This is a genomic window from Pseudomonas sp. P4_C8 (genome assembly GCF_056401975.1).
Genome location: NZ_JBFUIH010000023.1, coordinates 14765 through 32980 on the forward strand (window position 1 = coordinate 14765; position 18216 = coordinate 32980).

Annotated in this window: 17 protein-coding genes and 1 pseudogene; 11 read left to right on the forward strand and 7 right to left on the reverse strand. The window is 59.6% G+C overall.

Annotated features, from left to right (window positions below; all coding sequences use genetic code 11):
• The first annotated feature begins 84 nt into the window (after positions 1-84).
• The 3 genes from AC1DWM_RS15930 to AC1DWM_RS15940 all read left to right on the forward strand — a co-directional run bounded on the left by AC1DWM_RS15930 (position 85) and on the right by AC1DWM_RS15940 (position 3318).
• Positions 85-1167 (forward strand): BMP family ABC transporter substrate-binding protein, encoded by a 1083-nt coding sequence (locus tag AC1DWM_RS15930; protein WP_477795612.1) that lies wholly within the window; start codon positions 85-87, stop codon positions 1165-1167.
• Positions 1168-1316: 149 nt separating this feature from the next.
• Positions 1317-2282: a 2-oxoglutarate and iron-dependent oxygenase domain-containing protein gene (locus AC1DWM_RS15935; protein ID WP_477795613.1), complete on the forward strand. Its 966-nt coding sequence runs from the start codon at positions 1317-1319 to the stop codon at positions 2280-2282.
• 82 nt (positions 2283-2364) lie between these two features.
• A complete protein-coding gene (locus tag AC1DWM_RS15940) occupies positions 2365-3318 on the forward strand; it encodes an adenosine deaminase (protein WP_223520952.1) in 954 nt (317 codons plus the stop codon).
• Positions 3319-3451: 133 nt separating this feature from the next.
• On the opposite strand, the gene AC1DWM_RS15945 is transcribed toward AC1DWM_RS15940, so the two are convergent.
• Both AC1DWM_RS15945 and AC1DWM_RS15950 read right to left on the reverse strand, forming a co-directional pair.
• Complete coding sequence (locus AC1DWM_RS15945) at positions 3452-4186, reverse strand: ArsR/SmtB family transcription factor (protein ID WP_223520954.1); 735 nt, start codon at positions 4184-4186, stop codon at positions 3452-3454.
• 316 nt (positions 4187-4502) lie between these two features.
• Positions 4503-5432, reverse strand: coding sequence for a LysR family transcriptional regulator (locus AC1DWM_RS15950; protein ID WP_223520956.1), 930 nt, complete (start codon positions 5430-5432; stop codon positions 4503-4505).
• Positions 5433-5550: 118 nt separating this feature from the next.
• Between AC1DWM_RS15950 and AC1DWM_RS15955 the strand changes: the two genes are divergently transcribed.
• The 3 genes from AC1DWM_RS15955 to AC1DWM_RS15965 all read left to right on the forward strand — a co-directional run bounded on the left by AC1DWM_RS15955 (position 5551) and on the right by AC1DWM_RS15965 (position 7419).
• Positions 5551-5844 carry a putative quinol monooxygenase gene (locus AC1DWM_RS15955; RefSeq protein WP_477795614.1) on the forward strand — a complete coding sequence of 98 codons (294 nt, stop codon included), beginning with the start codon at positions 5551-5553 and terminating at the stop codon, positions 5842-5844.
• A gap of 240 nt (positions 5845-6084) precedes the next feature.
• The gene (locus AC1DWM_RS15960) at positions 6085-7098 is read left to right on the forward strand and encodes a zinc-binding alcohol dehydrogenase family protein (protein WP_477795615.1); all 1014 of its coding nucleotides are present in this window, start codon (positions 6085-6087) and stop codon (positions 7096-7098) included.
• Positions 7099-7248: 150 nt separating this feature from the next.
• Positions 7249-7419 (forward strand): hypothetical protein, encoded by a 171-nt coding sequence (locus AC1DWM_RS15965; protein WP_007947681.1) that lies wholly within the window; start codon positions 7249-7251, stop codon positions 7417-7419.
• A gap of 8 nt (positions 7420-7427) precedes the next feature.
• Here AC1DWM_RS15965 and AC1DWM_RS15970 read toward each other — a convergent pair whose 3' ends face one another.
• Entirely contained in the window at positions 7428-8624 is a 1197-nt protein-coding gene (locus AC1DWM_RS15970; protein ID WP_223520961.1) for a multidrug effflux MFS transporter, read from the reverse strand.
• 199 nt (positions 8625-8823) lie between these two features.
• Positions 8824-9021 (reverse strand): heavy-metal-associated domain-containing protein, encoded by a 198-nt coding sequence (locus AC1DWM_RS15975; protein ID WP_223520963.1) that lies wholly within the window; start codon positions 9019-9021, stop codon positions 8824-8826.
• Between the two features lie 147 nt (positions 9022-9168).
• Here AC1DWM_RS15975 and AC1DWM_RS15980 point away from each other — a divergent pair, with 147 nt between their 5' ends.
• From AC1DWM_RS15980 to cueR, 3 genes are all read left to right on the forward strand, one after another.
• Entirely contained in the window at positions 9169-9552 is a 384-nt protein-coding gene (locus AC1DWM_RS15980; protein WP_477795616.1) for a hypothetical protein, read from the forward strand.
• A gap of 180 nt (positions 9553-9732) precedes the next feature.
• Entirely contained in the window at positions 9733-12126 is a 2394-nt protein-coding gene (locus tag AC1DWM_RS15985) for a heavy metal translocating P-type ATPase (RefSeq protein WP_477795617.1), read from the forward strand.
• The gene (gene cueR, locus AC1DWM_RS15990; protein ID WP_223520969.1) at positions 12123-12536 is read left to right on the forward strand and encodes a Cu(I)-responsive transcriptional regulator; all 414 of its coding nucleotides are present in this window, start codon (positions 12123-12125) and stop codon (positions 12534-12536) included. The genes AC1DWM_RS15985 and cueR overlap by 4 nt, the downstream gene beginning before the upstream one ends.
• On the opposite strand, the gene AC1DWM_RS15995 is transcribed toward cueR, so the two are convergent.
• Complete coding sequence (locus AC1DWM_RS15995; protein ID WP_477795618.1) at positions 12490-13707, reverse strand: MFS transporter; 1218 nt, start codon at positions 13705-13707, stop codon at positions 12490-12492. The two genes, cueR and AC1DWM_RS15995, sit on opposite strands and share 47 nt — an antisense overlap.
• 228 nt (positions 13708-13935) lie before the next feature.
• On the reverse strand, positions 13936-14829 hold the full coding sequence (locus tag AC1DWM_RS16000) for a PA4780 family RIO1-like protein kinase (protein WP_046032972.1): 894 nt from the start codon (positions 14827-14829) through the stop codon (positions 13936-13938).
• A 445-nt stretch (positions 14830-15274) separates the two neighbouring features.
• Between AC1DWM_RS16000 and AC1DWM_RS16005 the strand changes: the two are divergent.
• Together AC1DWM_RS16005 and AC1DWM_RS16010 are read left to right on the forward strand one after the other, a co-directional pair.
• Positions 15275-16363, forward strand: a pseudogene (locus AC1DWM_RS16005) (cache domain-containing protein); the annotation flags it as partial.
• 129 nt (positions 16364-16492) lie between these two features.
• Complete coding sequence (locus AC1DWM_RS16010; protein ID WP_477795664.1) at positions 16493-17221, forward strand: methyl-accepting chemotaxis protein; 729 nt, start codon at positions 16493-16495, stop codon at positions 17219-17221.
• A gap of 128 nt (positions 17222-17349) precedes the next feature.
• Here AC1DWM_RS16010 and AC1DWM_RS16015 read toward each other — a convergent pair whose 3' ends face one another.
• Complete coding sequence (locus AC1DWM_RS16015; RefSeq protein ID WP_477795619.1) at positions 17350-18141, reverse strand: AraC family transcriptional regulator; 792 nt, start codon at positions 18139-18141, stop codon at positions 17350-17352.
• Positions 18142-18216 lie beyond the last annotated feature (75 nt).

Here is an 18216-nt window from a genome sequence, read left to right on the forward strand (position 1 = left end):
TACGCGATTTCGACTTTTGTTGTCTTTTTGGTCAGCAATTTGCATTACCCCTGCCAACCTCACAACAACATGGAGTTCGAATTCATGCATAAACGTCCGCTGAAGAAGCTGCTAATCGCCGTCGCCGCAGCCATCGGTCTGAGCGCCAGCCTGACCGCCAGCGCCGCCGGCCCGCTGAAAGTCGGCTTCGTCTACATCGGTCCGATCGGTGACCACGGCTGGACGTATCAGCATGAACAGGGGCGTAAGGCGTTGGCTGAAAAATTCGGCGACCGGATCACCACCAACTATGTGGAGAACGTCGCCGAAGGCGCCGACGCCGAGCGGGTGATCCGCAACATGGCCAAGGACAACTACGACCTGATCTTCACCACGTCGTTCGGCTACATGAACCCGACCCTGAAAGTGGCGAAGCAATTTCCCAAAGTCACCTTCGAACACGCCACTGGCTACAAGCAGGACAAGAACCTCGGCACCTATTTGGCGCGCACCTATGAAGGTCGCTACGTCGGCGGCTTCCTCGCGGCGAAGATGACCAAGACCAAAAAGATCGGCTACGTCGCCTCCTTCCCGATCCCGGAAGTGATCCGCGACATCAACGCCATTCAACTGGCCCTGAACAAGTACAACCCCGGCACCGAGATCAAGGTGGTGTGGGTCAACTCGTGGTTCGATCCGGGCAAGGAAGCCGACGCCGCCAACGCGCTGATCGATCAGGGCGTGGACGTGGTGTTCCAGCACACCGACAGCCCGGCGCCAATCCAGGCGGCAGAACGTCGTGGCGTGTATGCCGTCGGCTACGCGTCGGACATGGCGCACTTCGGGCCGAAAGCGGTATTGACCTCCATCGTCAACGACTGGGGTCCACACTATATTCAAGCGACCCAAAGCGAGCTCGAACACACATGGAAATCACAGGATTACTGGGGCGGGTTGAGGGAAGGTACGGTTGAACTGCCGATCAGTGAACTGGTTCCAGCGTCGGTGAAAGCCGAAGCCGAGCAGATCATTGCGGACATCAAGAGCGGCGCGTTCCACCCATTCACCGGGCCGATCAAGGATCAGGCAGGTGTCGAGAAAATTGCGCTGGGCGCGACGGCCAGCAATGTGGAACTGGCGTCGATGAACTACTACGTTGAAGGCATGAAGGCCGATATTCCGAAGTAGCTCCCCAAAACCAACACAAAACCCTGTAGGAGTGAGACCGGCTTGCCGGCGATAGCGGACTATCAGTCAACATGGATGTTGAATGTGACGGCCTCATCGCGAGCAGGCTCACTCCTACAATGAATTTTCAGCGTTCTTGAGAATTGTGCATGAACCAACTCCCGATCATCGACATCAGCCCGCTCTACAGCGATGACCAAACCGCCTGGCAATCCGTCGCCAGCCAAATCGATCACGCCTGCCGCGAATGGGGTTTCTTCTACATCAAGGGTCACCCGATTTGCGCGGAACGCATCGACGCCCTGCTCGATCACGCCCAACACTTCTTCGCCCAACCCACCCCAGAAAAACTCAAGATCGACATCACCCAGAGTCGACATCATCGCGGTTACGGCGCCATCGCCACCGAGCAACTCGACCCGAGCAAACCCAGCGATCTGAAGGAAACCTTCGACATGGGCCTGCACCTGCCGGCCGATCACCCGGAAGTTCTGGCGGAAAAACCTTTGCGCGGCCCTAACCGCCATCCCTCGCTGCCTGGCTGGGAAGCGCTGATGGAACAGCACTACGTCGACATGCAGGCCCTCGCCCAAACCCTGTTGCGCGCGATGACGCTGGCACTGGGCATCGAACGCGATTTTTTCGATAAACGCTTCAACGAGCCGGTCAGCGTGCTACGGATGATCCATTACCCACCACGCCTCACCGCCAGTTCCGCCGAACAACAAGGCGCCGGCGCTCACACCGATTACGGCTGCATCACCCTGTTGTACCAGGACGCTGCCGGTGGCCTGCAAGTTCGCAACGTGAAGGGCGAATGGATCGACGCACCGCCGATCGACGGCACGTTTGTGGTCAACCTCGGTGACATGATGGCGCGCTGGAGCAACGACCGGTATCTGTCGACGCCACACCGGGTAATCAGCCCGTTGGGCGTGGACCGTTATTCGATGCCGTTCTTCGCCGAGCCACACCCGGATACGCCCATCGAATGCCTGCCCGGTTGTCAGGATGACCTGCACCCTGCGAAATACCCGGCCACCACCTGCGCCGAGTTCCTGCTCTCGCGCTTCGCCGATACCTACGCCTATCGACGGGAACCGGAAACGGTGTGATCAACCGGCTGGTCAGGTTTTGCTAAATGTTTCCACGGGCATCTGTAGAATGCTCGCCATCTGCACCTGATGAGAAAAGACCATGTACGACTGGCTGAACGCCCTGCCCAAGGCAGAACTGCATTTGCACCTCGAAGGCTCGCTGGAGCCTGAGCTGCTGTTCGCCCTGGCTGAACGCAACAAGATCGCCCTGCCGTGGAGCGACGTCGAAACCCTGCGTAAAGCGTACGCCTTCAACAACCTGCAAGAATTTCTCGACCTGTATTACCAGGGCGCTGACGTGTTGCGCACTTCGCAGGACTTCTACGACCTGACCTGGGCGTACCTGCTGCGTTGCAAGGCACAGAACGTGATTCACACTGAACCGTTCTTTGATCCGCAAACCCACACTGACCGTGGCGTACCCTTCGAAGTGGTGCTCAATGGCATCGCCGCCGCGCTGAAAGACGGCGAGCAGCAACTGGGCATTACCAGCGGTTTGATTCTGAGCTTCCTGCGCCACTTGAGCGAAGAAGAAGCACAGAAAACCCTCGATCAGGCGCTGCCGTTCCGCGATGCGTTTGTCGCCGTGGGCCTGGACAGTTCGGAAATGGGACACCCGCCGAGCAAGTTCCAGCGAGTGTTTGACCGTGCTCGTCACGAAGGCTTCCTGACCGTCGCTCACGCCGGTGAAGAAGGCCCGCCCGAATACATTTGGGAAGCCCTCGACCTGCTGAAAATCCAGCGCATCGACCATGGCGTGCGCGCCATCGAAGACGAGCGCTTGATGCAGCGGATCATCGACGAGCAGATCCCGCTGACCGTGTGCCCATTGTCGAACACCAAACTCTGCGTGTTCGATCACATGTCCCAGCACAACATCCTCGACATGCTGGAGCGTGGCGTGAAAGTGACCGTGAACTCCGATGACCCGGCGTACTTCGGCGGGTATGTGACCGAGAACTTCCATGCGCTGTACACCGATTTGGGCATGACCCAGGATCAGGCCAAGCGCCTGGCGCAAAACAGCCTGGATGCCAGATTGGTCAAGCCATAAGCCACACCGCATCCCCACTGTGGGAGCAAGCCTGCTCGCGATAGCTGTGTGTCAGACACTATCAATGTCGACTGACACTCCGTCATCGCGAGCAGGCTCGCTCCCACATTGTCAATTGGATGTTGCTTCATCCCTAAAGCGCCATTTCCAGCTCGGTTTCCTTGGCGAAGCGATGGATTTCACGCTGCCCAGCGGCAGTGATCTGCAAGGCGCGGGATTCGTTGGGCAGGCTCAACCAGCCTGACTGCATGAACAGTTGCAACAGCGCCGCGCCCAGTGAGCCGCCCATGTGCGGGCGTCTTTCGCTCCAGTCGGGACAGGCACAGGCCACCCGGCTGTTGCGATGTGCCAGCGCCTGGATGAACACGCCTCGTGTCGCCAATTGGGTGGAACCCTTGTGGGTAATCATGACCCGCTGATCAATCTGTTCGATCCAGCCTGCATCCAGCAACCGCTGGTAAAGGTCGGCGGCCAGGGTGCCCCCCAGATGGTCGTCGCACAGTCTGGCTCGCAGCAGTGACGAAGGCGCCGTCTGAGGTTTGGCGATGGGGTTGGGGCGCTTGAAAACATCCGGGACCTCTCGGGGTGTACTGGCCAGGGTCGCACTGGCCAATGCTTCGATAGCCGCGCCGACTTCGGGGGCCGCCAAGCGGAAAAATCGCTTTCGCCCACGGATTTCAACTCTCAACAGACCGCCTGCGGACAATCGTCCCAGGTGTGCGCTGGCCGAAGAGGGTGACAGGCCGGCCAACAATGCCAGCTCTTCGGTTTGCCGCGCCGTGCCGTCCATCAAGGCCCACATCATTGCGCTGCGCTTTGGGTCAGCCAGCAACGTGGCGATCTGGCTGATGCAAGGTGCATGTTCCATGTATTCACTCCCTGTTGAATCGTTTCGTCTGCTGCTCAGAGACATCTTGACCAGTAATGTGTTGTCGGCCAAGCCGCGGAAACCGCCATAAGTCGGGCAAAGCCCTCCACGCCCCTATGCCAAGGCTTCGCAGCCAGGGCGAAGGTCGGGTGATTGAGCGAGGGCCATGCCGACTGGAACGCGGACTCGCCATCGCGAGATCGACGGTGCGTACATGAGGCGGGCGCTAGTATAAGCGGGTTGACCGCCGGATCCTGCCCTTGAGAAACCGTGGGTGCTGATAGTTGCTGACAGAAATTTCGCTATTTACCTGCGACTAATGATCGATGCCCGATATCGTCGGAAATTGGCTGCTTAAATGAGCGCATCGGCTGGCAAGCATTTCCCGTAACAGGTTCACAGGCTTACTCAATTGTGCGCGATGGGCGCACAGCAAATTCAGAGGTGCGCGCTCACAGAGCAGTTCTGGCATCAGCACTTTCAGCCGCCCGGCGAGCACATCGGCGGCAACATCGAGCCAGGACTTGTAAGCGATCCCTGCGCCTGCAACGGCCCACAACCGCACCACATCGGCATCGTCACTGAATCGGTCTCCGCTGACGGTCAGGCCGACTTCGCGCTTGCCGTCATGGAAGCTCCAGTGATCGTGGACCCGGCCGCCGAGCATGAACAATAAACAATTGTGCTGAGCCAGTTGTTCCAGCTGCCGTGGCTCGCCCTGTCTGGCGAGGTAACTCGGCGCGGCGCACAGTACCCGGTGGTTCTGCGGGGCGATGGGCAGCGCTACCAGGCTTGAGTCTTCCGGTTCGCCATAGCGCAGGGCGATGTCGACCGGTTGGCGGAACAGGTCGGCAATGCGGTCACCCAGCAGAAGCCGGACGGTCAGTTTCGGATGCTCACGCTGAAACTCGTCCAGCCACGGCAGCAACAGGTTGCGGCCAAAGTCCGACGGTGCCGAAAGCTGCAGAATCCCGCTGACCTGATCCTGACCACTGGCCAGCAATCGGCGCCCTTCATCCAGATTGCTCAGGGCTGCCCGGGCATATTCCAGAAAGCCCTCGCCTTCGGCCGTCAGGCGCAGGCTGCGGGTGGAGCGTGCGAGCAAACGCGCGCCGAGTTGCTGTTCGATGCGCTTCAAGGCCGCACTGGCCACCGCAGCCGACATGTCCATCACCCGCGCCGCCGCCGACAGGCTCCCCAGGTCCGCAGCCCGGACGAACAGCTGCAAGTCATCGAAACGCAGCATCTTCAGCCTCGATTATCAAAAAAATATTGAAAGAGACTGCTCTTTTAGCGGGTTTTATCTTGCTGCGAAATAGCCAATCATCTGCCCCATCAAATTCATCACGCTCCCGGAGTCGTCCATGTCCCAGCCTTTTACCGCCATTGCCACCCTCATCGCCAAAGCCGGCCAGCAAGACGCTCTTGAACAGCACCTGCGTGCCTTGGTCGAACCGACCCGCGCCGAGGCCGGTTGCCGCCAATACGATCTGCACCAGGACCTCGCCAACCCGCAGGCCTTTTACATGATCGAGCAGTGGAGCAGCGACGAAGCCCTGCAAGCGCATGACGCCAGCGCCCACATCCAGAATTTCCGGGCCAAGGCCGGCGACTTTCTCGAACATTTCGACCTCAAGCGCCTGCGTACCGTGGCCTGACTCCTAATGCCGATCCGTTGAGCCAAGCCGCACTCTGTAGCAGCTGGCGAAGCCTGCGTCCGGCTGCGTAGCAGTCGTGAAATCAGACGATGCGGTGTTTCAGGAAATCCGCGCGTACAGGATTTACGACTGCTACGCAGCCGGACGCAGGCTTCGCCAGCTGCTACGGATTGGGTGGTTTTCTTGACTGATCGGCATTAGCCCTGACCTCTTCTTTTATTACCTTTCGGAGTTCCTTAGATGAAAGCCATTGCTTACTACAGTTCGTTACCGATCAGCGACGAACAATCCCTGCAAGACATCGAGCTGCCAGAACCGGTTGCCGGTCCGCGCGACCTGTTGGTGGACGTCAAAGCCATCTCGGTCAACCCGGTGGACACCAAGGTTCGCCAGAACGTCCAGCCTGAAGAGGGCGTGGCCAAAGTGCTGGGTTGGGACGTGGCCGGTGTGGTCAAGGCCGTCGGTAGCGAAGTGACCTTGTTCAAGGTCGGCGACAAGGTCTTTTACGCAGGCTCCATCGCCCGCGCAGGGGGTAACAGCGAACGCCATGTGGTGGATGAGCGGATCGTTGGCCACATGCCCAAAACCCTCGGTTTCGCCGAAGCCGCCGCGCTGCCGCTGACCGCTATTACCGCCTGGGAGTTGCTCTTTGAACGCCTGCAAGTGCGCGAAGGCAACACCGATGAAGGCCAGCGCCTGCTGATCGTCGGCGCGGCCGGTGGTGTGGGTTCAATCCTCACGCAATTGGCCAGTCAGCTCACCGGGCTGAACGTCATCGGCACCGCCTCCCGTCCGCAAACCCAGAGTTGGGTACGTGAACTGGGCGCCGACCTGGTGATCGATCACAGCCAACCGCTGAGCGAGGAGCTCAAGCGTGCCGGTGTGGATTACGTGACCCATGTCGCCAGCCTGACCCAAACCGATCATCACCTGGACCAATTGGTCGAGGCGCTGGCACCGCAAGGCAAACTGGCGTTGATCGATGATCCCAAGTCGCTGGACGTGACCAAGCTCAAACGCAAGAGCCTGTCACTGCACTGGGAGTTCATGTACACCCGCTCGCTGTTCGAAACCGCAGACATGATTGAGCAACACCATTTGCTCAACCGCATCGCCGGGCTGATCGACGCCGGCACACTGAAAACCACGGTCGGCGAGCACTTCGGCACCATCAACGCGGCCAACCTGCGCCGTGCGCATACGCTACTGGAGAGTGGCAAAGCCAAGGGCAAAATTGTGCTGGAAGGGTTCTGAAACAAGATGAAACAGTGTCGTCCTGACGGGGACGACACCGTCAGTCCGAGAGTTGACCTCCGTCATAATAGCGATCGAATTCGGGTCTACAATCGAATCCTCTGCGGAATATTCTTTACGTAGCAGCGTTTACGAGAGGAGAGATCAGCAATGAAGATCCTGATAAAAGAAGTGGCTAAATCACAATGGCAAGTCCGTCTGGACCAACTTGCCGTGACATTCCGCAGCGAAGCCGAAGCACTGGCCTTTACCCGAACCCTCGAAGCACGTCTGTACGCCCCCCATCAAATTCCCGGTCACCAGCAGCGCGCTGCTGGCTGAGCCCGCCCTCAGACCCGGGCTTGCGCCAACGTCCGGGCAGTTTGCAAGCGCCGGGTGAGCATCGCCATGCTCACCACCAACACTCCGCACAAGCTGATGACCATCGCCATCGGCATGGCGCTGCCATCGTGTAAAACACCGACCAGCGAAGCGGCACCGGCCGCGACGGTGAATTGCAGGCAGCCGAGCATCGCCGATGCACTGCCGGCGCGAGCGCCCTGCCCGTTCATGGCACATGCTGACGCGTTGGGGAGGATGCAGCCGAGACTGGAGATACAAATAAACAGCGGAATCAGCAACGGCCATAGTTGCTCGGGGCGTAGCGCACTGACGGCGAGCAGTGTCAGGCCTGCGGCCAGGTAAACCCACACGGCACGTGCCAGCAAGAACGCCGGGCCACGCTTGGCGAGCAATCGTGCGTTGACTTGCGCCACCAGAATGAACCCCGCCGCATTGGTGCCGAACAGCCAGCCGAAGTGCTCGGCCGGTACACCGTAGAGCTTGATGAACACGAACGGTGAGCCGGCGATGTAGGCAAACATCCCGGCGATGGCGATGCCACCCGTCAGGGCGTGGCCGAGATAGACCCGATCCGACAACAGGCGACCGTACTGCCTGAAAGCGCCCGACAACGGCTGACGCGGTACATGCGCGGGCAGACTTTCCGGCAACCCGAGCGACACGGCCAATGCGGCCAAGGCACTGAAACCGGTCAACGCCAGAAAAATCGACTGCCAACCCGTGGTGTTGACCAACAAGCCGCCGAGCATCGGCGCGAGAATCGGCGCCAGCCCCATGACCAGCATGAGTTGCGAATAGACCTTCGCAGAACCCACGGCATCGCATTTATCGCTGACCACCGCACGGGAAATCACCATCCCCGCGCAACCGCCTAACGCTTGGACAAAACGTGCGCCGATCAACCATTCAAGGTTTGGCGCATACGCGCAGGCCAGCGAAGCAAGGGTGAATAAACCGACGCCGGTCAGCAACGGAATACGCCGCCCGAAACGATCGGCAACCGGGCCGTAGAACAGTTGACCAATCGACAAACCGAGGAAATACGCCGCCAGTGTCAGTTGCACGTGTTTTTCATCAGTGCCAAAGGCGAGCGCCATCGCCGGGAAGGCCGGCAGATAGAAATCGATCGCCAGCGGACCGAAAGCGCTCAGGGCGCCAAGAATCAAAATGGTACGGAAGTTCATCAGGCATCCAGTTGGACATGAGTCGTCAGGCCAACAGTCTAGCCGTGCATGAACGTCTTGAACATTCCGATAGCTCGCTAACTATTAAAAACTCACCGAGTGAATGCAGAATCCATGTAGGAGTGAGCCTGCTCGCGATAGCGGTGTGTCAGTCGACAGCAATTTTGAATGACACTCCGCACAGGGGGATTGTGCGGGGTCAGGCGATTTTGGCTTCGTAGCCTTCTTCGGTGATCGCGGCGATCACTTGCTCGACTGTCAACGCGCTTTCAACCCCGACTTCCCTGGCGGCCAGATCGACCCGCACGCTGGCCGCCGGATCTTTGGCTTGCAGCGCCTGAGTAATGGCTTTGACACAGTGACCGCAGGACATGCCTTGAACGTTGAACACTTGCATGGTGTGGCTCCTTTCATGAGGTTGCGGGCAGTCTCGAGCTTGCCACCATGGCAAGGTCAAGTTCTTGATCAAACTGCCGGGCTGGCAATCGGCGTCACGCTCGGCCAAGCTGCGGGCATCAATGACTCGAATTCAGGAGATTCAGCCATGCGCTGGTCAGCTCTCAGCCTGTTTGGCTTCCTCAGCCTCTTTGCCGCGATACCTTCGGTTCACGCCGCCGGGGAGAACTATGGCGTACTGATCATTTCCCGCGAGCGCCTGGAAGTTTCAACCTCCTGCGAGATCGGTGTGTACATCCAGGATGAACTGGCTGCACGACTGTTCCAGGAACAAAGCACGTCGTTCAACCTGCCGCCGGGCAATGTGTCCTTGCGCCTCAAACTGTTGCCGGGCCAAGTGCCGGGTTGCAACCCGGGCATGCTCGTACCGGGCGCGCAGAACATCGTGCTCAAGGCAGGGGATGTGTTGAAGTACCGGATTGCGATGTCGCAGGAAGGGATGTACCTCAAGCCCGCCGTCCTCGACTACTGACGCAAAACCAATGTGGGAGCGAGCCTGCTCGCGAAAGCGGTGTGTCAGCTAAACAGATATTGAATGACACTCCGCTATCGCCGGCAAGCCGGTCTCACTCCTACAGTTTTAGATTGGTGCTTGACCTTGCCAGCATGGCAAGGTTGATCCTGTAGGCATCTACTACAGGGAGTGCGACCGATGTCCGAATCCACCACGTTCGATCTGCCGATTGCTGGCATGACCTGCGCCAGTTGCGCCGGGCGTGTCGAGCGAGCCTTGAGCAAAGTCATCGGCGCCTCAGCCGTCAGCGTCAACCTGGCCACCGAACAGGCCCGCGTCCAGGCGCCCAGGGACAGCTTGAACGCGTTGATGGACGCTGTTGAGCAGGCCGGTTACAGCGTGCCCCGGCACAATCTGGAACTGAGCATCGACGGCATGACCTGCGCTTCGTGCGTCGGCCGGGTCGAGCGTGCGCTGGCCAAGGTGCCGGGGGTCAAGAGCGTCAGCGTCAACCTGGCCAACGAACGCGCCCACCTCGAACTGCTCGGCCACATCGATCCGCAAAGCTTGATCGCTGCCGTGACCAAAGCGGGTTACTCCGCCAGCGTCTGGGAAGTCGAACACCCGCTAACCGACACTCAACAACAGCGCCTGCATCGTGAGCGCTGGGCGTTGATCATGGCCCTTATTCTCGCTTTGCCGCTGGTGCTGCCGATGCTGCTGCAACCGTTCGGCGTGCACTGGATGCTTCCTGCCTGGGTGCAATTTTTGTTGGCAACGCCGGTGCAATTCATCTTCGGTGCGCGCTTTTATGTCGCCGCCTGGAAAGCCGTGCGCGCCGGGGCCGGGAACATGGATTTGCTGGTCGCCCTGGGCACCAGCGCCGGTTACGGCCTGAGTGTTTACGAATGGGCCACCGCCGCCGGGCACATGCCGCACCTGTATTTCGAGGCTTCGGCAGTCGTGATTGCGTTGGTACTGCTGGGCAAGTACCTGGAAAGCCGCGCCAAACGCCAGACCGCCAGTGCCATTCGAGCCCTGGAAGCCCTGCGTCCGGAGCGAGCAATTCAGGTGATCGATGGTCGCGAACAAGACGTCGCCATCAGCGCATTGCGTCTCAATGATCTGGTCATGGTCAAACCCGGCGAACGCTTCCCGGTGGACGGCGAAGTGGTCGAAGGCCAAAGCCACGCCGACGAAGCGCTGATCAGCGGTGAAAGCCTGCCGGTGCCCAAGCAACCGGGGGACAAGGTCACCGGGGGCGCGATCAACGGTGAAGGCCGATTGTTGGTTCGCACCCAGGCCTTGGGCGCGGAAACCGTGTTGGCACGAATCATTCGTCTGGTTGAAGATGCCCAGGCTGCCAAAGCACCGATCCAGAAACTGGTGGATAAAGTCAGCCAGGTCTTCGTGCCCACTGTCCTGTTGATCGCGTTTGCGACCTTCATCGGTTGGTGGTTGTACGGTGCACCGATTGAAACCGCCTTGATCAATGCCGTCGCCGTGTTGGTGATTGCTTGCCCGTGCGCCTTGGGGCTGGCGACTCCGACAGCCATTATGGCCGGGACTGGCGTGGCGGCACGTTACGGGATTCTGATCAAAGACGCCGAAGCGCTGGAACGCGCCCATGAAGTCAGTGCAGTGGTGTTCGACAAGACTGGCACGCTGACGTCGGGCGCACCGCGCATTGCTCATTTGACGGCAATCGACGGTGACGAAGCCGCCCTGCTGCAAATCGCCGGCGCGCTGCAGCGGGGTAGCGAACATCCGCTGGCCAAGGCGGTGCTGGACGCTTGCACCGAGCGCGGATTGACCGTGGCCGATGTCAGCGACAGTCAATCGCTGACAGGGCGTGGCATTGCCGGCACGCTTGAGGGTCTTCGACTGGCATTAGGCAATCGTCGTCTATTGGAAGAAAGTGGTTTAAATGCGGGGTCGTTGGCCGACTCGGCAACAGCCTGGGAAACCGAAGGCCGGACGCTGTCCTGGCTGATCGAGCAAAGCCCCGAATCGAAAGTGCTCGGCCTCTTCGCCTTTGGCGACACCCTCAAGCCCGGCGCCCTGCAAGCCGTGCAACAGCTCAGCGCGCGGAACATCAGCAGCCACCTGCTGACCGGTGACAACCGTGGCAGCGCCAAAGTCGTCGCCGAGGCGCTGGGCATCACCGATGTGCATGCCGAAGTGCTGCCCGCCGACAAAGCCGCCACCGTTGCCGACCTGAAAAAGACCGGCGTGGTGGCGATGGTCGGCGACGGCATCAACGACGCCCCGGCCCTGGCTGCGGCGGACATCGGCATCGCCATGGGCGGCGGCACCGACGTGGCGATGCACGCGGCCGGGATCACCCTGATGCGTGGCGATCCACGACTGGTACCGGCGGCGCTGGAGATCAGCCGCAAGACCTACGCGAAGATCCGGCAGAACCTGTTCTGGGCCTTCGTCTATAACCTGATCGGCATTCCGCTGGCCGCGTTCGGCTTCCTCAACCCGGTGCTGGCCGGTGCGGCCATGGCGTTGTCGAGCGTCAGTGTGGTGAGCAATGCGTTACTGTTGAAAACCTGGAAGCCCAAGGACCTGGAGGACAATCGATGAACATCGGTCAAGCAGCCCGCCAAAGCGGCCTGAGCGCGAAGATGATCCGTTACTACGAGTCCATCGGTCTGCTCAAGGCCGCCCATCGCACCGACAGCGGCTACCGCGTTTATGGCGACGATGACCTGCATACACTGGCCTTCATCAAGCGTTCCCGGGACCTGGGGTTTTCACTGGAAGAGGTCGGCAAACTGCTGACCCTCTGGCAGGACCGCCAACGCGCCAGCGCTGATGTGAAGGCTCTGGCCCGTCAGCACATCGACGAACTGAACCAGAAGATCCGCGAACTCGGCCAACTGCGCGACACCCTGCAAGACCTGGTCGAGCACTGCCAGGGCGACCATCGCCCCGACTGCCCGATCCTCAAGAACCTGGCGTCGGGCTGCTGCGCCGAACCTGTTCGCTCCTGATTGCCAGGCCCTTCACCACCAGCAACGCGGTGAGGGGAATGCCGTGGAACAGCAGCACCACGGAGCCCGGTGTCCACCACGAGTAAAACGGCGCGGCGATCAACATGCCGACGCCGAAGCCGGTCATTTGCAGCAGGGTGAGGAAGCTGAAAATGGGTAGCCGCAGGTTATCCGGCTCACGTTGCAGACGTGACATCAGGCCGACTTCCGAGAAACCGTCGCCCAACCCGGCCGGCAACGAGAACAGCAGCAATCCGTAAAGGGTCTGCTGCTGAAACATCAGGATGAAGCCGCAGGACATCAGCAGCACCCCGAAGAAAAATCGCCGCTCCAGATTGACGTTGTCCGAGCCTTTCAGGCGACTGGCGATTCGCGCACCGATCAATTTTCCGCTAGCCCAGACCGCCAGCATCAGGCCCAGCGTGGTGCTGGCCGACTCGGGGGTCAGTAGCTTGGAAACTATTGGCAAACCCACGTTGTGCGCGGCACTGCCAAGGGTGTCGGCCATGGTAACGGCGAGCATCGCGGCCACCACCGGTGCGCTACGCAACCCTTGGCGCAGGGCCGACCATTCGCCCTGATCGCGGGGGAATTCGTCTCGGGCCGCCAGCATGGAAAAGCGCAGCGGCAAGATGAGCAACGCGGCCAACAGATACGTCACCACGTTTAGCGCAAACACCATCTCAAAACCAAATGCCGCCACCAGCACTCCGGCAACCAGACTGCCACCGACCATCGCGGCCGATGAAGCAGAGGTGATCCAGGCATTGGTCTTGAGCAGGTGTTCGCCATCGATCAAGTGCGGCAGCTGACTGTTCAGGCCAATGGCAAACATCGAGTTACCAAAGCCCAGACCGAACGCGATGACGGGGAGCAGCAGCGCCTGTTGATCAACCGGCAGCACCAGCAGCAAGCCGAGCAATCCTGCTCGCAACAGGTCGAAGACGATCAGCGGCATACATCCGACCCAGCGGCGGTAGAACGTGGTGCCGATCAGACTGGCGAAAATCCCTCCGCCGACGCGACTGGCGAGGAAGATGCCGACACTCATGGCACTGTTGCTGAGCAGATAAACGTAAGTGGCCAGGGCGACCATGTTGAGGAAAGCGCCAAAGTCAGAAATCAGACGGGCGGCGATGATCAGTCGGGCGTTGCGGGTGGAGGTATTCACATTCAATCCTTGAGTGTGGGAAGTCCGGGAAACTCAAAACTCAGCTACATCGGAAATCCAGTGTAGGAGTGAGCCTGCTCGCGAGGAGGCCATCACATTCAACATCATCGTCGCCTGGCAGTCCGCTATCGCGAGCAGGCTCACTCCTACAGTAGTCATCAGTGTTTGGACAATTCAGGGCCGGCCTCTACAAAAAACCCGGCCGAAGCCGGTTTTTTGTTTAGCACATCACTGCATCCAGGGCGGAGGCGGCTCTTCGGCTTTGCTTGGTGGCGCGTCGTCAGCAGCGCGGATCGCTTGCTTACGCTCTTCGTCCAACCGCGCAGCCTCGATTTCGCGCATGATCCCGCCGACGTCGGCCAACTCTTCCGGCTCGTCGAATTCCCCGGTCAAGACACTGGCCGGGTGCAAGGTGCCGGCTTCGTACAACGCCCACATTTCCTTGGCGTATTTGGTCTTTTTCAACTCCGGCGCAAATCGCCCGAAGTAAGACGCCATGTTGCCCACGTCGCGCTCCAGCATGTTGAACGCGTGGTTGTTACCCGCCGCATCCACTGCCTGAGGCAAGTCGATGATGACCGGACCGTCCGGGGTCAACAGCACATTGAACTCGGACAAGTCACCGTGAACCAGACCGGTACACAACATCAGCACGATCTGCGAAATCAGGAACGCGTGATATTCGCGCGCCTGGTCCGGCTCCAGCACCACGTCGTTCAGACGCGGCGCGGCATCGCCGTATTCATCGGCCACCAGTTCCATGAGCAGTACGCCTTCGAGGAAGTCATACGGCTTGGGTACCCGGACACCGGCACCGGCCAGACGGAACAAAGCCGCCACTTCGGCGTTCTGCCACGCGTCTTCGGTTTCTTTCTTGCCAAACTTGGAGCCCTTGGCCATCGCACGAGCCTGTCGGCTGTTGCGCACCTTGCGGCCTTCCTGATACTCGGCCGCCTGACGGAAACTGCGTTTATTCGCCTCCTTGTAGACCTTCGCGCAACGTAACTCGTTGCCGCAGCGCACCACATAAACAGCTGCTTCTTTACCACTCATGAGTGGGCGCAGCACCTCGTCAACCAGACCGTCCTCGATCAGGGGTTCAATGCGTTTTGGAGTCTTCATCAGCTTTTATTGTGGGTCCTTTATTACCAAACACGCGAAAGTCATTCGTTATACGGCAATCCAGTCGTTCGGGGGAGGGGTTGCCGACCTATGAACGTCGCGATGCACGCAATGTGGCGGATTAATCACTCATCCGCCGCCGGTCGTCAATGACCGCCCGAGATCATAGCTGAGACAACGACACACGTAGGCGAAAGGTTCTGAGGGTATTTACGACAGAAACTGAAATCTTTATTCATACCTTTCAGTAGGATTTTTCCAATCCCGGCTCAATTTCCCCCTCCTGCGGCCGAAGTCCTCAAAGACAAAGGCAATTGTCCGACAAACTTTCCTAGAGAAAACGACGGCGCACTCACGGACCCGAGATGAAAAACAACGTTTTCAGCTGCCAATATTCCGCGAGTCATCAGCACTGCGTGGGCCTACAAGAAAATCTGGAGCGTGGATGAACATCAAACAGAAGTTGACCTGGGCGTTTGCAATCATCGCCAGCTTGCCCGTGGTGCTGGTCGCCACCCTCGTTGTGCTGAATTTGCGCAGTGATGCCAAAGAGAGTTTCGTCGACGGCAGCGGCCGCGAAATTCGTCAGGTCAGCAATGCCATGCAACTGTTTTTCGACGGCATCAGCCAAAACGTCGACTACCTGGCCAACCAGCCCCTGATCAAGAACTCCGACGACAGCCTCAAGACCTACATGAGCGCCAACGCCGAGAGCATTCCGCAAGGCGAGATGGATAAAAAAGTCTTCAGCCTCCTCCAGGACCTGGGCAAAAGTCACCCCTCCTACGCCTATGCCATTCTCGGCACTGCGGCCGGTGGCTATGTGTCCTGGCCGGACGATGCAAAGCTGAGCAATTACGACCCGCGCCAGCGTCCTTGGTACAAAGCGGCCCAAGCCAAACCGGGAAAGCCGTTCCGCACCGAGGCCTACTACTGGGCCCAGGACGACGCGACTTATGTCAGTACCGTGCGCACCATTGACAACCAGTTGGGCAGCAATGGCGGCGTGGTCAGCATCGACGTGACGCTCAAGGGGCTCACCGAAATCGTCAAACAGATCAAGCTCGGTGAAACCGGCTACCTGATGCTGCTGGAAAACACCGGCATGGTCCTGGTGGACCCGAAACAACCGGAGCACAACTTCAAGCCACTAAGCAGCCTCGGTGAGGGTTACGCGCAATTGGCCAAGGCTGGCAAAGGCCTGGTGGAAGTCGAGCTGAACGGCGAACGCTACATGGCCAACGTCTGGCCGTCTGAGCAACTGGGCTGGACCTTCATCGGCCTGATCAAGCAAAACGACGTGATGAGCTCGGCCACCCAACTGACCTGGCTGATCGCACTCATCGCGGCCGTGCTGGCCATGTTCTTCGCCATCCTCGGCGCGAGTTTCGCCAGCGTCATCGTGCGCCCGATCCGCAGCGTGGCCAGCGGTCTGGAAGGCATCGCTCAAGGCGAAGGCGATCTGACCAAGAACCTGGAAATCCGTGGCAGCGACGAAACCGCGCAATTGGCCAGTTGGTTCAACCAGTTCTTGACGGCGATTCGAAACCTGATTCAAAGCATCGGAGGCGCTGCGACCAACATCCTAGCCACCTCCAAGAGCTCGACCCAGGTCTCCAGCGATATGGCCGAAGCCGCCGGGCGCCAGCGTGAAGCGGTGGACATGGTGTCCACGGCGTTCCACGAAATGGTCGCCACCGCCAACGAAGTCGCGCGTTCTTGCAGCCAGGCGGCGGACTCTGCCGATAACGGCCAGCGTCAGGCTCGTGAAGGTCAACAGCAAATTGATGCGGCGGTGAGCAGCGTTGATCGCTTGAGCCAGGAAATCGAACAGTCGGCGCAATCGATGCAGCAACTCGAGCGCGACAGCAACGACATCCAGTCGATTCTGGGGACCATTCGCTCGATCGCCGAGCAGACCAACCTGCTGGCGCTGAACGCGGCCATTGAAGCGGCACGGGCCGGTGAGCAAGGGCGCGGGTTTGCGGTCGTGGCCGACGAAGTGCGGGCACTGGCCAAACGCACCGCTGACTCCACGGCAGAGATAGACGGTCTTCTCGGCAACCTTGCCAAGCGCACCAGCCAGGTGACTCAACAGATGCATGCGAGCCTGGAAGTGTCGCAGCAGTCGGTGAGCCGAATCGGCGAAGCACGCAACAGCTTTGGGTTGATTCGCGAGTCGGTGGACGTGATCCGCGATATGAACACGCAAATTGCGACGGCGGCAGAAGAACAGCATTCCGTGGCCGAAGACATCAACCGGCACATCAGCCAGATCCATGGAGATGCGCAATTGGTCGCGGAACTGGCCAACTCGGCGCGCCTGGATTCACAAAGCCTGGCCGGGCTTTCGAGCGAACTGGACGGGTTGGTTCGACGCTTTAGAACCTGACCTTCAGAAACACCGCACATCCACTGTGGGAGCGAGCCTGCTCGCGAAAGCGGACTTACATTCAACATAGATATTGAATGTGACGGCCTCTTCGCGAGCAGGCTCGCTCCCACAAGGGTCAGGTGGTGTTATTGCTTGAAGAGTTCGCCGGGGGTAAACCCGAACAGGCTTTTGAACGCAGCAATAAACGCCGACGTCGAGTCATAGCCACACGCCAGCGCGGCATTGGTCACGCTGTCGCCCTCCTCCAGAAGACTCAACGAAGACAACAACCGCATCCGCTGTCGCCAACCGCGAAAGCTCAACCCGGTCTCGCGCTGAAACAGGCGCATCAGGGTCTTTTCCGACGTACCCAAGCGCTCCGCCCATAGCTGCAATGTCACGTTCTGCTCGGGACGTTCAATCAACTCGTTGCACAATCCCAGCAGCCGCTCATGCCGTGGCAACGGCAGGGAAAACCCCACCTCGGGCAAGTTCGCCAACTGATCCAGCAACACACTCACCAACCGCGCTTCCTGGCTGTCGCCCTGCGGATATTCCACTGGCAGCAAGCAAAAACTCTTGATCAGCTCCCGCGCCAGCGGTGTGACTTCCAGTACCCGGCAGCGCCCGTCCGCCCACTCACAATCTTCGCGACGCACATACAGGCTGCGCATTTCGGCACGCATCGAGGTCACGACCTGATGCTCCAGGTCCGCCGGAATCCAGATGCCCCACTGCGGCGGCGCAAAGAAACTGCCCTCGGCAGTGTGCACGCCGAGGACGCCGCTGATGGCGTAGGAAAACTGTACCCAATCGTGGCGGTGCGGCGGCGTCCAGGATCCAGCGTTCAGGCTTTCTACCCGGGCGAATAGTGGACGCGGTAACGCTGACAACGTCGGAATGATCCGCTCGAGGGAAAGGTGTCCGTTAGTCGACATTGAATTGCCTTATGTCGCAAGGTGACTGATCAGGCCGACGTTAGGCTAAGTCACGGATCCATACAAATCCATTTG

Excerpts from the sequence above, each read along its gene's own strand:
- cueR (WP_223520969.1), top strand. The coding sequence starts at position 12,123 with ATGAACATCGGTCAAGCAGCCCGCCAAAGCGGCCTGAGCGCGAAGATG.
- AC1DWM_RS15980 (WP_477795616.1), top strand. The coding sequence starts at position 9,169 with ATGCGCTGGTCAGCTCTCAGCCTGTTTGGCTTCCTCAGCCTCTTTGCC.
- AC1DWM_RS15945 (WP_223520954.1), bottom strand. The coding sequence starts at position 4,186 with ATGGAACATGCACCTTGCATCAGCCAGATCGCCACGTTGCTGGCTGAC.
- AC1DWM_RS15930 (WP_477795612.1), top strand. The coding sequence starts at position 85 with ATGCATAAACGTCCGCTGAAGAAGCTGCTAATCGCCGTCGCCGCAGCC.
- AC1DWM_RS15970 (WP_223520961.1), bottom strand. The coding sequence starts at position 8,624 with ATGAACTTCCGTACCATTTTGATTCTTGGCGCCCTGAGCGCTTTCGGT.
- AC1DWM_RS16000 (WP_046032972.1), bottom strand. The coding sequence starts at position 14,829 with ATGAAGACTCCAAAACGCATTGAACCCCTGATCGAGGACGGTCTGGTT.
- AC1DWM_RS15955 (WP_477795614.1), top strand. The coding sequence starts at position 5,551 with ATGTCCCAGCCTTTTACCGCCATTGCCACCCTCATCGCCAAAGCCGGC.
- AC1DWM_RS15960 (WP_477795615.1), top strand. The coding sequence starts at position 6,085 with ATGAAAGCCATTGCTTACTACAGTTCGTTACCGATCAGCGACGAACAA.
- AC1DWM_RS15965 (WP_007947681.1), top strand. The coding sequence starts at position 7,249 with ATGAAGATCCTGATAAAAGAAGTGGCTAAATCACAATGGCAAGTCCGT.
- AC1DWM_RS15985 (WP_477795617.1), top strand. The coding sequence starts at position 9,733 with ATGTCCGAATCCACCACGTTCGATCTGCCGATTGCTGGCATGACCTGC.
- AC1DWM_RS16015 (WP_477795619.1), bottom strand. The coding sequence starts at position 18,141 with ATGTCGACTAACGGACACCTTTCCCTCGAGCGGATCATTCCGACGTTG.
- AC1DWM_RS15935 (WP_477795613.1), top strand. The coding sequence starts at position 1,317 with ATGAACCAACTCCCGATCATCGACATCAGCCCGCTCTACAGCGATGAC.
- AC1DWM_RS16010 (WP_477795664.1), top strand. The coding sequence starts at position 16,493 with ATGGTGTCCACGGCGTTCCACGAAATGGTCGCCACCGCCAACGAAGTC.
- AC1DWM_RS15940 (WP_223520952.1), top strand. The coding sequence starts at position 2,365 with ATGTACGACTGGCTGAACGCCCTGCCCAAGGCAGAACTGCATTTGCAC.
- AC1DWM_RS15975 (WP_223520963.1), bottom strand. The coding sequence starts at position 9,021 with ATGCAAGTGTTCAACGTTCAAGGCATGTCCTGCGGTCACTGTGTCAAA.
- AC1DWM_RS15950 (WP_223520956.1), bottom strand. The coding sequence starts at position 5,432 with ATGCTGCGTTTCGATGACTTGCAGCTGTTCGTCCGGGCTGCGGACCTG.